The sequence below is a fragment of the Thermalbibacter longus genome (genome assembly GCF_023806485.1).
In the GTDB taxonomy this organism is placed as follows: domain Bacteria; phylum Chloroflexota; class Chloroflexia; order Thermomicrobiales; family Thermomicrobiaceae; genus Thermalbibacter; species Thermalbibacter longus.
This window is the reverse complement of the sequence record NZ_JAMSLR010000001.1, coordinates 383,834-397,500: the sequence shown is the minus strand read 5'-3', so window position 1 is coordinate 397,500 and position 13,667 is coordinate 383,834. Positions and strand designations below refer to the sequence as shown.

Genomic DNA, 13,667 nt, shown 5'->3' with positions numbered 1-13,667 from the left:
CGAGTGCGCCCGTTTCCGTCCCACGACAGGAAGGGACTAACGATGCCTCAGCCAGCAAGCAACAGGCGCTTCTCGCAGCGCCAGCGTGGCAACGCCACCCTTTCCCTGCCATTCCTGGAGTTCTTCAGGACCGAGGCGGCCGGCGGGGTCGTGCTCCTGGGATGCGCCGCGCTCGCGCTCATCTGGGCCAACTCGCCTTGGAGCGAGAGCTACCATCGCCTGTGGGCGACCACGCTGGGTATCCGGCTCGGCGACCTCGAGCTGGCCAAATCGCTGCAGAGCTGGGTGAAGGACGCGCTGATGGTCGGCTTCTTCTTCCTGGTCGGCCTGGAGATCAAGCGCGAGCTGCTGCTCGGCGAGCTCGCCTCTCCTCGCCGTGCCGCATTACCCGCGGCTGCCGCGGTCGGTGGCGCGCTCGCACCAGCCGTCATCTACACCCTGCTCAACGCCGGCACTCCCGGATCCTCCGGCTGGGGCATACCGATGGCGACCGATATCGCCTTCGCTCTCGGGGTTCTCTCTCTCGTGGGCGGCCCGGCCGCCCTGCTACTTCGGATCTTCCTGGCTGCTCTGGCCATCGTCGACGACCTGATCGCCGTGCTGGTGATCGCGCTCTTCTACAGTGGAGCGCTGTCGTGGGCCAGCCTGGCTGCAGGAGCGCTCGTCTTCGCGGCCCTGGTTGTGGCCAACCTGTTGGGCGTTTGCCGGGTCAGCGTGTACCTCGCGCTCGGGCTGGCCCTGTGGGCGAGTTTCCTCGAATCGGGTGTCCACCCTACCGTAGCCGGCGTCCTTCTCGCGATGACGATTCCCGCCCGCGGCGGCCCGGAGGTCCGTCAGGAGCAACCCCAGGAGGTAACCGTCGACGGCCACGGTGGAGGATCGCTGCTGGAGCGGATCGAGCATGCGCTGAATCCCTGGGTCGCATTCGGGATCATGCCGATCTTCGCCCTGGCGAACGCGGGCGTCACGATCGAAGCTGGCCTGCTCTCCACGCTGGGAGACCGCATCGCGCTCGGCATCGTCGCCGGCCTCATCGTGGGCAAGCAGATCGGGATCACCCTTGCGGCCTGGCTGGTCACCCGCTTAGGACTCGGTGACCTGCCCACCGGGCTCGGGCTCCTCCACGTCTACGGCGTGAGCTGGTTGGCGGGCATCGGCTTCACGATGTCGATCTTCATCGCCGGTCTGGCGTTCCCCGACGCCGAACGCCTCAATATCGCCAAAGTGGGAATCATCGCTGCCTCGGCTGTCGCCGGAGCTGTCGGGTTCGCCGTGCTACGGATCCTGGGCTACCGTGTCGCATCCCGCCCGGCTTCCGCAGAGATTGTCGAGGGCTGACCGGCGAGCCGGTTTAGGTCTCCCGCCGGCAGCCATACAGGACAGTCACCGCGTCGCAGGTGCCGGGTACGGCGGCGTGACGACGGGAAAGGGGCGCGAGAGAGCCGGGTGGCCGGCGATGCCGAAACGCCAGGGCCGATCGGCGCCCCGGCGCACGCCGATCCGTTGCCCACAGGCCATCTGTTCGACCAGCCGCCCGGGTTGGATCCAGACCGGCGGTCGGTCCAACGCCAGACCGTTGTACTCCACGGCTAACCCCAGCGCGCGGCCGAGCTTGCCCGGTCCGGCAGCGATGCGCGGGCCGGCAGGCACGCCGCGCCGCCGGGCCATCTCCTCTATACCCATGACCGGCTCGATGGCGCGGACCAGCACGGCGCTCGCTTCACCGGGCTGGCCGGTAACCACGTTGAAGCAGGGGAACACCCCATAGGCCCGGTAGACGTAGGCGCGCCCCGGCGGGCCCCACATCGCCCGGACGAGGCCGTGGCGGCGGAAAGAGGCGTGCGACGCCGGATCCTCCGGACCGCCGTAGGCCTCGGTCTCCACGACCCAACCCGCTGTGACGTGCCCCCCAATCGCAGTCACCAGGAGACAGCCGAGCAGGTCGATCGCAACCTGCTCGGCCGGCCGCGCATACCAGTCCAGCCCCAGGGCACGCTCCGGCGAGATGATGGGCTCGCTGGCAGTCACCATCTGCTCGCTGCCTATACGCGTCTCACTGGCTGCGATGGGCACGGCTCAACTCACCCCAGTTCAGCCAGACGCGCCTGGAGCAAGCTCACTCGCTCCTCCGCCTCGGCCAGCCGGGCACGCTGCCGTTCCACCACATGGGCGGGAGCGCGGGTGATGAACTGCTCGTTCGTTAGAAGCTGGCGAGCCCGGTCGACCTCGACCAGCGCCTCATCGATCTCCCGGCGCAGCCGCTCCCGTTCAGCATCGAGGTCGATCATGCCACGCAGCGGCAAATAGATCACGGCATCATCGACCACCAGTGTAACCACCTGCTCCGGAGCCTCCAGCAGCTCGTCCAGGTACTGCACGCCACCTTCGGCCACCCGCGCCAAGAAGCGGAAGACCGGCTCGCTCTGCTCTAGGGTGACGCGATGCGAACCCGGGTAGATCGTGGCGTGGATCCACCGCGCTGGCTCGACGCCCACCTCGGCCCGGGCGTTGCGGATTGCCCGGATGGCTTCCATCAGGAAGCCGAACTCGCGCTCCGCCTCCTCGTCGATCCAGGCCGGATCGACAGCCGGCCACGGAGCGACCATAATGCTGTCGCCGGCATGCGGCAGCCGCTGCCACAGCTCCTCGGTCACGAAGGGCATGAACGGGTGCAGCAGCCGCAGCGCCTGCTCCAGCACGGTCGCGAGCGTCTGGCGAGCAGCCGGCGCGCCAACGCCTTCCTCAGCGATGGCCACCTTGCTCGCTTCAATGTACCAGTCGCAGAACTCCGACCAGAGGAACTCGTAGAGCTGCCGGCCGGCCTCGTGGAACTGGTAGCGCTCCATGAGATCGGTCACCTCGCCGATCACACGGTGCAGCCGGCTGAGAACCCAGCGGTCGGCCAGGCTCATGCTCTCCCGGTCAGGTGGCAGCGGCGCGCCATCGGAGGCGGTTGCGAGCGGTCCACTGTTGAGCGCGCGCAGGGTATAACGGGTCGCGTTCCAGATCTTGTTCGCGAAGTTCCGGTTCGACTCCACCCGCGGCAGGCTCAGCTTCATGTCGGTCCCCGGCCCGGCGAGGGTGAGCAGCGTGAAGCGCAGGGCATCGCTGCCGTACTGCTCGGTCACGTCGGTCGGGTCGATCACGTTGCCCTTGGTCTTGCTCATGCGCTGCCCGGTCTCGTCGCGGACGGTACCGTGCAAGTAGACGGTATAGAAGGGCACGTCGCCCATGAACTCGAGTCCGAGGAAGACCATCCGGGCGACCCAGAAGAAGAGGATGTCGTAGCCAGTCTCCATCACCGAGCTGGGGTAGAAGTACCGGAGATCTTCGGTGTCTTCCGGCCAGCCCAGCGTGCTGAAGGGCCACAGCCCGGAACTGAACCAGGTATCGAGCACGTCGGGATCCTGCTCGATCTTCGTGCTGCCGCAGTGCCCGCACCGCTCCAGCGTCTCCTCGTCCGTGACCGTCACCTCGCCGCAGTCACGGCAATACCAGACCGGAATCCGGTGACCCCACCAGAGCTGCCGCGAGATGCACCAGTCGCGGACGTTCTCCATCCAGTGCAGGTAGACGCCGGTGAAGCGGTCGGGCACGAAGCGCACGGTGCCGTTCTTCACCACCTCGATGGCCGGCCGGGCCAGTGGCTCCATCTTCACGAACCACTGCTTGCTGATGATCGGCTCGACGACAGTGCCGCAGCGCTGGCAGCGTCCGACCGAGTGCCGGTGGTCCTCGACCCGCGACAGATACCCCTCGCGGTCGAGCTGCTCGACGATCCGCTTGCGCGCCTCGAAGTTGGGCAGGCTGGCGTAGGGACCGGCGTTCTCGTTGAGCGTGCCATCGAGATTCAAGATATTGACCGCCGGCAAGCCGTGGCGCTGGGCAATCTCGAAGTCGTTGAAGTCGTGAGCCGGGGTCACCTTGACCGCCCCGGTGCCGAACTCCGGATCCACCGCCTCATCAGCGACGATTGCGAGCCGCCGCCCCAGGATCGGCAGGATCGCCGTCTTACCGACAAGATCCCCGTAGCGCCGGTCGTCGGGATGGACCGCCACCCCGGTGTCACCGAGCATCGTCTCCGGCCGGGTCGTCGCGACCTCGATGAAGCGATCCGAACCCTCGATCGGATAGCGGATAAACCAGAGCTTCGAGTCGATCTCCTCGTGGTCGACTTCGAGGTCGGAGAGTGCGGTCATGCACCGCGGGCACCAGTTGATCAACCGCTCGCCCCGGTAGATGAGCCCCTTATCGTAGAGCCGCTTGAACGCCGTCCGAACGGCGCGGGAGGGGCCGGGGTCCATCGTGAAGCGGAAGCGAGTCCAGTCGCAGGACGCGCCGAGAATCCGGAGCTGCTCCCGGATGCGGCCACGGTAACGGTTCATCCAGTCCCACACGCGCTCCAGGAACTTCTCGCGCCCGAGATCATGCCGGGTCAGCCCCTCGGCCAGCAGCTCGCGCTCGACGACCCACTGGCCGGCTATGCCAGCGTGGTCGGCTCCTGGCAGCCACAACGTGGGATATCCCTGCATGCGCCGCCACCGGATCAGCAGGTCCTCGACCGCGACGAATAGCGCGTGGCCCATATGCAGCTCACCAGTGACGTTGGGGGGCGGCATGATGATAACGAAAGGCTTCCTCGTGTGGTCGATCTCGGGCGTGAAATAGCCGCTCGACTCCCACCAGTCGTACCAGTGAGACTCGACGTCGCGGGGCTGATACGTCGGTGCCAGCTCTCCCGATCGCGCTCTCTGGCTCATCGATACCCCTCCACCGCGCGGGCCAGATGCGACGAGCGCCGAATGACAAAAGACCGTCCTCGCATCTGAGGACGGGCGCCCGCTCTGTGCCGGATTACGGCAACGGTCGCCCGGCTACGGGCCTACTACCTGACCACTCGGCAGGTCGGGCAGCGCAGCCCATCGCTCCGGGCGATTCAACGGATCTCTGCTGTCGTCGACTATGAATCCGCGCACGCAGACGCTCTCTCGCTCGTCGCACCCAGCACGTGCACGTTCCGCATCAAGCCTACACGCCGAGCGGAATGCCGTCAATTCCAGCCCACGCGGTGGGCACAAGCGTGTCCCGGGTTCAGCTTCCGCTCGCTCGGCGCCGGGCGATGATCTCCTGCAGACGGGATAGCGTGTCCATCTGGCACTCCAGCACGTGTCCGGTTATGTCGCGCAGGCGCTGGTCCAGGTCGACGGTGAGCTGCAGTGCCTGCGCGACGACGTCTGCGAGCTCCTCGAGCGTGACGCTGGGGTCCGCTGCGCGTTCGAGCAGGCGAGCGGTGCGCTCCTCATAGTTGGTCACGCTGACCCCGAAGACCCGCAGCAGCCGGCGGGTCGGGTCGAGTGGCTGTCGCTCCTCGCTCATGGCTCCTCCCGCGCCTTGATCGCTCACATCACCCCGAAGGTTCGAAAGGCCTCGGTCGCGCTCATCCCCTCCTCGATTGCCTTGCGCACCAGGTTCTCCGTGCGCACCTTCTCTAGTGCCCGGCGGATCGCCTCCTCCTCGGCAGCGCGCGGCACGACCAGCACTCCATCGACGTCGCCGAGGACGAGGTCGCCAGGCTCCACTCGTACCCCACCCACCTCCACCGGGACGCGGAAGTCGATCACTTTGCCACGCACGCGCTCGTCCTGTGCGTAGGAGCCGTAGCAGAAGACCGGGAAGCCGAGGCGCAGGATACCGCGGGTATCGCGGGTGTAGCCGTCGAGGACCGCGCCGGCGCAACCGAGGCGCTGGGCCCGCGTCGACATCAGCTCGCCCCAGAGCGCGTAGCGCGGGGATCCGCCGGTGGCCAGGTAAACCTCGCCGGGTCTCAGGTCATCGAGCGCCTCCAGCATCAATCCGAAGGTCTTGGCGGAGAGCGGGCCGGGGCCTTCGCTCTCGCCAGCGAAGACATCCGCTTCCAGCACCGGCATAGCGCGGCCCACCAGGGTCATGTCCTGGTGCAGGGGCCGAATTTCCGGCGGCAAGAACTGATGCGTCAGCCCCATCAGATCGAGAACATCGCCCACGACGGCCGTGAAGAGCTCGGCACGGATCGTGGTGAACAGCTCGTCGTCGTCCCGCCACGGGCGCTGGTTCACCGTCATGGCTCCCTCCCTGACCTGTGAACTGCCCATCCTCTACCCGGTGGATCCCACCACCGCAGGACTGGGACTATGGTCGCATGGGAGCCGCCGACTTGCCATGCCTGGGTGGCGATGGAAGAACCGTAGCATCGGTCGCTGCGTTCACTGGGTTCAGGCTCGATACACTGTGCTACACTTTACTTCAGTGACACTGGCAACCTTCAGGAGAGATCCCATGCGGGACAGCGTCGTATGGATTGTGGCAGCGACCATGATCGTCCTGGGCGCACTCTTCTTCCTGCCGATGCTCGGCATGGGGATGATGGGAGGGTGGTGGCCGATGATGGGCGGCGGGATGATGGGCGGCTGGGGACCCGGCTTCGGCTGGTGGGGCCTCGTCATGCTGATCTTCTGGGTCTTCTTCATTATCGGGATCGTGCTGCTGGTGGCCTGGGGCATCCGCCAGCTCGCGGCCGGCGCTGGCGGAGGCGGCCGATCCCGAGCGATCGAGATCCTGCAGGAGCGCTATGCCCGCGGGGAGATTACCCGGGAGCAGTACGAGCAGATGCGGCGCGACCTCGAAGCGCCGACCCAACCATGACGAGCTCCTGGCGTCTCCTCATCCTCTCCCTGGCCCTTATCGGCATAGGGCTCACCGGACTGCTCGTAGTCGGAGCCATTGTGCCGGCGGTCCGCTCTCGCCCAGAAGGCGCTGAAGCGCGCGGCGCATGGATCTACCGAACCGGCACCGATCCTGACACCGGAATCCCTATCCCCGCCAGCGGTGGCATGATGATGCACATGAGCTGCGCCGACTGCCACGGGCCGGACGGCCGCGGCCTGCGCACGCCGATGTTCGTCAGCCCGGATATCCGCTACCGCAATCTGACCGATCCGGCCGGGATGGTGGAGTCGGACGGCTCGCGCGGGCATACCTACACGGATGAGCTGATCGAGCGCGCCATCACGCAGGGGATCGACGCCGAAGGGCGGCCGCTCGCCTGGCCGATGCCCCGCTGGCAGATGACGGAGCGGCAGTTGAACGACCTCCTTGCCTATCTCAAGGCCCTGCCATAGCGAGCGGGCGAATACTGCCCCACATCCTTGCCCTTGTGCAGGGCACCGAAGGGTGAGAACAACTCCAGCCGTCAATGCGAACACGAGTTCCAAAATTGTGCACCGCGCCTATTGACAGGCGGTCACCTGTACGTATACTCTAGAACAGATGATCGATCATCCACCGAGGCCTGTTCCGGCGCCGGAGAGACAGGGACTGGGTACACGACCCGAAGCGAGGATCCGTTGCGCCGCCGGGGCGCGCCCGCTGCGGGACCACTCGCTCGGGAAGTGGAGAGAGGAGTTCCGGATGGCAACACTCCAACCGATTCTGCAGGTCGCGAACATGGAGGCGTCGATCGCCTTTTACCGGGATGTCCTAGAGTTCTCGGTCAGTCTGACCGTCCCCGATGACACGGGCCAGCTCGTACATGCCGAGCTCAGTCGCAACGGCGCGGCGCTGATGCTCGGCCCGGCGTCGGGACTCTCGGAAGCAGCCCGCTCGCTCCTCGGCGCCGGTGTGACCCTCTACATCACCGACAACGACGATGACATCGACGCGTTCTACCAGCGGGTGCGCGCGGCCGGAGCGCGGATCGTCGATCCGATCCAGGACCAGGAGTGGGGAGATCGGACGTTCACGGTGCAAGATCCTGACGGATATCACTTGATGTTCGCCAAGAACGTTCGGCCTTTCGAACCACCATCCAGATCGTAGGCCGCTGGCCGGTTCGCCCCTCCCAGCCGTTGGCGTCCCCGGCGACACACCTTGTCGCCTGCCCGTCGCCGGGGACCTGTCACTGAAGGTAAGAGCAGCAGCTCGGGAATCTCACCGAGTGCTGAAGCGAGAAGAGAGCATCGCTATGCCGAACGGTTCGAGTGAATCCGGTTTCCCCGGAGAGCCACGACCCAATGAGACAGCCCACCTGCTCGACGCACTCGTTGGCACCTGGACGACAGAGATCGTTCACCCACTCGCACCCGGGAGCACGATCCGCGGGAAGGCGAACTTCGAGTGGCTGGGGGACCGGAGTTTCCTCATCCACCGCTGGGAGGTGGAGCACCCGGACTTCCCGGACGGCATCGCCGTCATCGGCCGCGGCGATTCTGGTAGTGAGTGGGCCATGCACTTCTTCGATTCGCGCGGCGTCCACCGGGTCTATGCGACGAGCTTCCGCGACAGCCAGTGGGCCATCTGGCGAGACTCGCCCGGGTTTTCCCAGCGCTTCACCGGCGTCCTGAGCGAGAGCGGTCAGCTCATAAGCGGCCGCTGGGAGAAGTCCGAGGGCGGCGCGACGTGGGAGCACGACTTCGACATGAGCTACCGGAGGGCCCGGTAGGGCGGGGCGACCGGATAGGGGTGCGGGCCAGCGGCCCAACTCCCAAGCGGGGTGAATAAGTCGACGACGACCGAGAGGAGTCAAGAATATTCGCACAGCCCCAGCAGGAGCACCAGTGGTTGCAGAAACTCGTCGGCGAATGGACGTTCGAGGGCGAGTCGATCGGCCCGGACCAGCAGGTGATGCGACACGCCGGCAGGGAACGCGTCCGACCACTCGGCGACCTGTGGATCGTGGTCGAGGGGGAGGGTGAAATGGCCGGCGGTGGCCCGGACACCTGGATGATGACGCTCGGCTACGATCCCGAGAAGCAGCGGTACGTCGGGACCTGGATCGGGTCGATGATGACGCATCTCTGGCTCTACGAGGGCCAGCTCGACGAGTCGGGCAAGTCACTCCCACTGGAAGCCGAGGGGCCGGGCATGGCCCCGGGGTCCTCCGCGCGCTACCGGGACGTGTACGAGATCGTCGACGACGACCACCGGAAGCTGTCCTCGTACGTGCTCGGTGAAGACGGCCAGTGGATTCGCTTCATGACCGTCGAGTACCGCCGGGTGCGTTGACACAGCGGGTAGACAGCCTTCGTCGACAGGGCGCGACATGGTACACTGGTTCGCGTACGTACGCTCCTGAAGATTGGTCGCGGACGACAGGCGGAGCGGCCATCGGATCTCGTCCGCCAGGCAGACGATGGAGAGCGAGGACTGGCACTGAGTGCCCCCTCGCTCTCTCGACCAGCAGAAATCAGGGAACGAGCGTGATACCTGAGGCGGCGTACTAGCAGGGGAACCGAAGGGGGAACGAATGAGCCGCGTACGGGTGCTCGTCGGGACGCGCAAGGGGGCCTTCATCCTCACTGCAGATGGTAAGCGTGACAACTGGACGATCGACGGCCCTTACTTCTCTGGCTGGCAGATTTACCACATCAACGGCTCGCCGTCCGATCCGGATCGCATCTACGTCTCGCAAACGGTGAGCTGGTTCGGCCAAATCGTCCAGCGATCCGATGACGGCGGTCAGACCTGGCAACCGGTGGGCAACCGCTTCGAGTACGAGGGAGAGCTGGGGACGCACCAGTGGTTCGACGGCACCCAGCACCCCTGGGAGTTCGCCAGAGTCTGGCACTTCGAGCCGTCGCCTGATGATCCAGACACCGTCTACGCCGGCGTGGAAGACGCGGCGCTGTTCCGATCCACCGACGGCGGGCACACCTGGCACGAACTCTCCGGGCTACGCCAGGGCACCTCCGGGCATCTCTGGCACCCCGGCGCCGGTGGGATCTGCCTCCATACTGTCCTCCTCGATCCGGTCAACCAGGGCCGGATCTTCGTGGCCATCTCGTCCGCAGGTGTCTTCCGCAGCGATGACTACGGCCAGACCTGGCGGGCGATGAACCGTGGCCTGCGCTCCGACTACCTCCCCGATCCAGAGGCAGAGGTCGGACACTGCGTGCACCGCATCGCGTTCCACCCATCGCGCCCTGACGTCCTGTTCATGCAAAAGCACCCGGGGGTGATGCGCAGCGACGATGCTGGCGAGTCCTGGTACGACATCAGCGGGAACCTGCCGAGCGATTTCGGCTTCCCGCTCGCCGTGCACGCCCACGAGCCGGAAATGATCTACGTCATCCCGCTCAAGAACGACGAGGAGCACTACCCTCCCGAGGGCAAGCTGCGCGTCTACCGGAGCCGGACGGGTGGACACGAGTGGGAACCGCTGACGAACGGCCTGCCGCAGAGCCACTGTTACGTCAATGTCCTCCGCGAGGCGATGGCCGTGGACACGCTCGACCCGTGCGGGATCTACTTCGGCACGACCGGTGGCCAGGTCTACGTGTCCGCTGACGCTGGCGAAAGCTGGCAGCCCATCGTGCGCGATCTTCCCGCCGTCCTATCCGTGGAAGTGCAGACACTGCCATGATTCGAGTCGTGCTTCCTCCTCACCTGCGATCACTGGTGCGGATAGAAGGTGAACTCCAGGTCGAGGTTGACGGAGCTGTGACCCTGGGCTCAGTGCTCGACGCCCTCGAAGCTGCCTACCCGGTGCTGCGCGGCACCATCCGCGACCAGGCCACGCAGCGGCGGAGGCCGTTCTTGCGGTTCTTCGCGTGCCAGCAGGATCTGTCCCACCAGCCGCCTGACGACCCGCTTCCCGATGCCGTCGCCACGGGCCTGGAGCCGCTGGTGATCATGGCAGCCGTCGCCGGCGGGCGACGCTGAAACAGCGGGGCTCGCTCGCGAGCCCCGCCTGGCAGCCCTGGCCACAGCGGCTTTTGCCCCCTAGCGGACGGGGAGTGTGTCGACCGGGCTGTCGTGCCCCGGCCACCTGGTCGTCCGGTGGCCAAGGTTGCCCTCTCCCCGCGCGCAGGCGCGGGCAACCATAATTTCGCTCCACCGGCCTGCTAACCCGGAAGGACCGACCACGATGATCATGACGCCCTTGTCCGAACTCGTCGCGGAGACGATACGCCGCGAACGCCTGCTCCAGGCGGAGCAGGAACGTGCCCTGCGGGCGCTCGCGATCAACCGGCAGCGTCGCTCGCTGCGGCGTTCGTTCGGGCTAGCACTGATGCGGCTGGGCGCCCGCGTCGCTGGCCTCTCGGCCGCGGACAGCCTCACAGCCACCACCTGAGCCGTTCGAGTTGACGCCCGTCGAGCAGAGGCGGTGGGGGGCTAACCCCCGCCGCCTCGTTACCTGAGCAAGCGCACACCAAGGGGAAACCCTGTAGCCAACGGCCCTCAGGCTGCGGACATGGTTCCCCGGCGCAGCAGCAGCGCGTTGATCGCAACGATAATCGTGCTTACTGACATCAAGAGCGCGCCGACCGCTGGTGCCAGGACTACTCCGACCGGCGCCAGCACGCCGGCGGCCAGAGGGATCGCGACCGCGTTGTAGCCGGTGGCCCAGAGCAGGTTTTGTACCATCTTCCGGTAGCTGGTCCGGCTCAGCGCCAGCACCGTGACAACATCCCGCGGGTCGTTGCGGACGAGCACGATGTCGGCGCTCTCGATGGCCACGTCCGTCCCGGCGCCGATGGCGATTCCGACGTCGGCGGTCACCAGAGCCGGCGCGTCGTTGATGCCGTCACCCACCATCGCCACGGACTCACCCCGGCCTTGCAGCTTCTCGACCACGTCCGCCTTCTCCGCCGGCAGCACCTGCGCGAAGTACTCATCGATGCCGAGCTCCCGTGCCACCCAGCGAGCCACGTCCTCGCTGTCCCCGGTCAACATCGCCACCCGCACACCGATGTGCTTGAGCTGTCGCACCGCCTCGTACGACTCAGGCCGGATCTGGTCGGCCAGCGCGAAGGCTGCTGCCACGCTGCCGTCGGCAATCAGGTAGACGATCGACTTCCCCTCCTCGCCCCAGCGGCGCACTTGCTCGTCCAGCGCACGAGGGAGTGCCAGATTCAACTCTCTGAGGAGCTGTGGGCCCCCTACCTGCATCGGGCGACCGTCCACCTGAGCCTGGATGCCACGCCCGGGCAGCGCCTCGACCTTCACGGCAGGCACGAGATCCAGCCGGCGCTCCTCGGCCAGTCGCCGGATGGCCCGCGCGATGTGATGCTCCGACTCGGCCTCGATCGAGGCTGCGAGCCGAACCGCTTCTTGCTCGTCCCATGCCGGCTCGACAGCGACATCGGTGACTCCCAGCTCCCCACGAGTGAGCGTCCCGGTCTTGTCGAAGACCACCGTCGTGACGAGCCGGGCACGCTCGAAGGCGGTACGGTCGCGCACCAGAATGCCGCGTTGAGCCGAGAGCGCGGTCGAGATGGCGATGACCAGCGGAATGGCCAGCCCCAGCGCGTGCGGGCAGGCGATCACCATGACGGTGACCGCGCGGGCGACTGCCTCGGTCAGCGAACCTGTCGTCACCAGCCAGGCGACGAAGCTGATCGCGCCGACCGAGAGCGCCACCAGCACCAACCAGAACGCCACCCGATCGGCGAGCCGCTGCATCCGGGTGCGCGACTGCTGCGCCTGCTCGACGATCCGCATTACCTCCCCGAGGAACGACTCTTCTCCGATGTTCGTTACTCGGACCCGCAGAGAACCGTTCCCGTTTACTGTCCCACCGATGACGCGGTCACCCGGCCTCTTGGCGACCGGCCGCGACTCGCCGGTCACCATCGCCTCGTTGACCTCGGACTCCCCGCTCTCCACCACTCCGTCGGCCGGCACCTTGGCGCCGGGCCGCACCAGCACCAGGTCGCCAGGCCGCAGCTCGCTTACCGGGATCTCTTCAGTTCTGCCATCGACGATCCGCTCGGCGGTGCTAGGGAGGAGCTTGGCCAGCTCGGCCAGCGCGCCGCGAGCGCGCCCCACCGCCCGCATCTCGAGCCAGTGCCCCAGCAGCATGACATCGATCAACGTCACAAGCTCCCAGTAGAACGGCTCGCCAGGTAGACCGAGCGTGGTCGCCAGGCTGTAAGCGAAGGCGACGCTGATGGCCAGTCCGACGAGCGTCATCATCCCCGGCAGCCGGGACCGCAGCTCGTCGGCCGCGCCGCGCAAGAAGACGCTGCCACCGTAAAGGAAGACGACTGCGCTGAGCAACGGCGAGATCCACGTCGAGCCGGGAAACTCGGGCGCGCGATAGCCCAGCAGGCTCTGCACCGTCTCGGCGTAGAGGATCACCGGGACGCTGAGGATCAGCGAGACCCAGAACTGGCGCCGGAAGACCTCCGGGCTATGCATCGCGTGCTCGGCGTGCTCCGCGTGGGGCACGCGCTGGCCCTCGGCTGAACCGGCGAGATGGACGGCGTGCGCTACCCCATGCGGCGGCATCGGGTGGTGGTGATGAGCGTGCTCCGTCGGGGATGCCTCATGGCGAGTGGCGCCTGCTTCCGGCTGCTCCCCGCCGTGGGTGTGATGCTCTGCGTGCATGACAGCTCCTTCGGACTACCTTCGACCTCGGCATCGCTGCCGGGGCATCACTGCTCGACCAGGATTATACCCCCTAGGGGTATATACACCAAGGGTTACCCTCCTGTCTGCTCAACCACCTGTCAGCACGCGGCAGTGGCGTGCTTTCCGGCCTTTATGGATTGATCGAGCGACGCCGGACTGATCGAGATAGCTCGATCCACTGCCTCTTCACCTGCCGTGCTGGTCTCCCGGCACCGTCGAGCACGGGGCTGAAGCCCCGCGTTCACCGGCCACAGCCGGCAGGAAGCCGGCTCGGTGTG

General features: G+C 66.6%; 14 protein-coding genes. 9 read left to right on the top strand and 5 right to left on the bottom strand.

Going from position 1 to position 13,667, the window contains the following annotated elements:
• Positions 1-42 precede the first annotated feature (42 nt).
• Positions 43-1,338 (top strand): Na+/H+ antiporter NhaA, encoded by a 1,296-nt coding sequence (gene nhaA, locus NET02_RS01770; protein ID WP_284055651.1) that lies wholly within the window; start codon positions 43-45, stop codon positions 1,336-1,338.
• A gap of 45 nt (positions 1,339-1,383) precedes the next feature.
• Here the strand turns inward: nhaA and NET02_RS01765 are convergent, their stop codons facing one another.
• The 4 genes from NET02_RS01765 to NET02_RS01750 form a co-directional block, all read right to left on the bottom strand.
• Positions 1,384-2,031 (bottom strand): DNA-3-methyladenine glycosylase, encoded by a 648-nt coding sequence (locus tag NET02_RS01765; protein ID WP_284055650.1) that lies wholly within the window; start codon positions 2,029-2,031, stop codon positions 1,384-1,386.
• A 50-nt stretch (positions 2,032-2,081) separates the two neighbouring features.
• Positions 2,082-4,760 carry a valine--tRNA ligase gene (locus NET02_RS01760; protein ID WP_284055649.1) on the bottom strand — a complete coding sequence of 893 codons (2,679 nt, stop codon included), beginning with the start codon at positions 4,758-4,760 and terminating at the stop codon, positions 2,082-2,084.
• Positions 4,761-5,091: 331 nt separating this feature from the next.
• Complete coding sequence (locus NET02_RS01755) at positions 5,092-5,376, bottom strand: hypothetical protein (protein WP_284055648.1); 285 nt, start codon at positions 5,374-5,376, stop codon at positions 5,092-5,094.
• 23 nt (positions 5,377-5,399) lie between these two features.
• Positions 5,400-6,101 (bottom strand): RraA family protein, encoded by a 702-nt coding sequence (locus tag NET02_RS01750; RefSeq protein ID WP_284055647.1) that lies wholly within the window; start codon positions 6,099-6,101, stop codon positions 5,400-5,402.
• A gap of 214 nt (positions 6,102-6,315) precedes the next feature.
• On the opposite strand from NET02_RS01750, the gene NET02_RS01745 reads away from it, so the two are divergent.
• The 8 genes from NET02_RS01745 to NET02_RS01710 all read left to right on the top strand — a co-directional run bounded on the left by NET02_RS01745 (position 6,316) and on the right by NET02_RS01710 (position 11,107).
• Positions 6,316-6,681 (top strand): SHOCT domain-containing protein, encoded by a 366-nt coding sequence (locus tag NET02_RS01745; protein ID WP_284055646.1) that lies wholly within the window; start codon positions 6,316-6,318, stop codon positions 6,679-6,681.
• Positions 6,678-7,157 (top strand): c-type cytochrome, encoded by a 480-nt coding sequence (locus tag NET02_RS01740; protein ID WP_284055645.1) that lies wholly within the window; start codon positions 6,678-6,680, stop codon positions 7,155-7,157. The genes NET02_RS01745 and NET02_RS01740 overlap by 4 nt, the downstream gene beginning before the upstream one ends.
• Before the next feature lie 289 nt (positions 7,158-7,446).
• Positions 7,447-7,854: a VOC family protein gene (locus NET02_RS01735; protein ID WP_284055644.1), complete on the top strand. Its 408-nt coding sequence runs from the start codon at positions 7,447-7,449 to the stop codon at positions 7,852-7,854.
• 145 nt (positions 7,855-7,999) lie between these two features.
• Entirely contained in the window at positions 8,000-8,476 is a 477-nt protein-coding gene (locus NET02_RS01730) for a hypothetical protein (RefSeq protein WP_284055643.1), read from the top strand.
• Positions 8,477-8,562: 86 nt separating this feature from the next.
• The gene (locus NET02_RS01725) at positions 8,563-9,039 is read left to right on the top strand and encodes a DUF1579 domain-containing protein (protein ID WP_284055910.1); all 477 of its coding nucleotides are present in this window, start codon (positions 8,563-8,565) and stop codon (positions 9,037-9,039) included.
• A 241-nt stretch (positions 9,040-9,280) separates the two neighbouring features.
• A complete protein-coding gene (locus tag NET02_RS01720) occupies positions 9,281-10,396 on the top strand; it encodes a WD40/YVTN/BNR-like repeat-containing protein (RefSeq protein WP_284055642.1) in 1,116 nt (371 codons plus the stop codon).
• Complete coding sequence (locus NET02_RS01715) at positions 10,393-10,695, top strand: MoaD/ThiS family protein (protein WP_284055641.1); 303 nt, start codon at positions 10,393-10,395, stop codon at positions 10,693-10,695. Before NET02_RS01720 ends, NET02_RS01715 begins: the two co-directional genes overlap by 4 nt.
• 205 nt (positions 10,696-10,900) lie before the next feature.
• The gene (locus NET02_RS01710) at positions 10,901-11,107 is read left to right on the top strand and encodes a hypothetical protein (RefSeq protein ID WP_284055640.1); all 207 of its coding nucleotides are present in this window, start codon (positions 10,901-10,903) and stop codon (positions 11,105-11,107) included.
• A 107-nt stretch (positions 11,108-11,214) separates the two neighbouring features.
• On the opposite strand, the gene NET02_RS01705 is transcribed toward NET02_RS01710, so the two are convergent.
• Positions 11,215-13,365 (bottom strand): heavy metal translocating P-type ATPase, encoded by a 2,151-nt coding sequence (locus NET02_RS01705; RefSeq protein WP_284055639.1) that lies wholly within the window; start codon positions 13,363-13,365, stop codon positions 11,215-11,217.
• Positions 13,366-13,667 lie beyond the last annotated feature (302 nt).

Bases quoted from the DNA above. Each gene is read 5' to 3' on its own strand.
- nhaA (WP_284055651.1), top strand. From the start codon at position 43: ATGCCTCAGCCAGCAAGCAACAGGCGCTTCTCGCAGCGCCAGCGTGGC.
- NET02_RS01765 (WP_284055650.1), bottom strand. From the start codon at position 2,031: ATGGTGACTGCCAGCGAGCCCATCATCTCGCCGGAGCGTGCCCTGGGG.
- NET02_RS01760 (WP_284055649.1), bottom strand. From the start codon at position 4,760: ATGAGCCAGAGAGCGCGATCGGGAGAGCTGGCACCGACGTATCAGCCC.
- NET02_RS01755 (WP_284055648.1), bottom strand. From the start codon at position 5,376: ATGAGCGAGGAGCGACAGCCACTCGACCCGACCCGCCGGCTGCTGCGG.
- NET02_RS01750 (WP_284055647.1), bottom strand. From the start codon at position 6,101: ATGACGGTGAACCAGCGCCCGTGGCGGGACGACGACGAGCTGTTCACC.
- NET02_RS01745 (WP_284055646.1), top strand. From the start codon at position 6,316: ATGCGGGACAGCGTCGTATGGATTGTGGCAGCGACCATGATCGTCCTG.
- NET02_RS01740 (WP_284055645.1), top strand. From the start codon at position 6,678: ATGACGAGCTCCTGGCGTCTCCTCATCCTCTCCCTGGCCCTTATCGGC.
- NET02_RS01735 (WP_284055644.1), top strand. From the start codon at position 7,447: ATGGCAACACTCCAACCGATTCTGCAGGTCGCGAACATGGAGGCGTCG.
- NET02_RS01730 (WP_284055643.1), top strand. From the start codon at position 8,000: ATGCCGAACGGTTCGAGTGAATCCGGTTTCCCCGGAGAGCCACGACCC.
- NET02_RS01720 (WP_284055642.1), top strand. From the start codon at position 9,281: ATGAGCCGCGTACGGGTGCTCGTCGGGACGCGCAAGGGGGCCTTCATC.
- NET02_RS01715 (WP_284055641.1), top strand. From the start codon at position 10,393: ATGATTCGAGTCGTGCTTCCTCCTCACCTGCGATCACTGGTGCGGATA.
- NET02_RS01710 (WP_284055640.1), top strand. From the start codon at position 10,901: ATGATCATGACGCCCTTGTCCGAACTCGTCGCGGAGACGATACGCCGC.
- NET02_RS01705 (WP_284055639.1), bottom strand. From the start codon at position 13,365: ATGCACGCAGAGCATCACACCCACGGCGGGGAGCAGCCGGAAGCAGGC.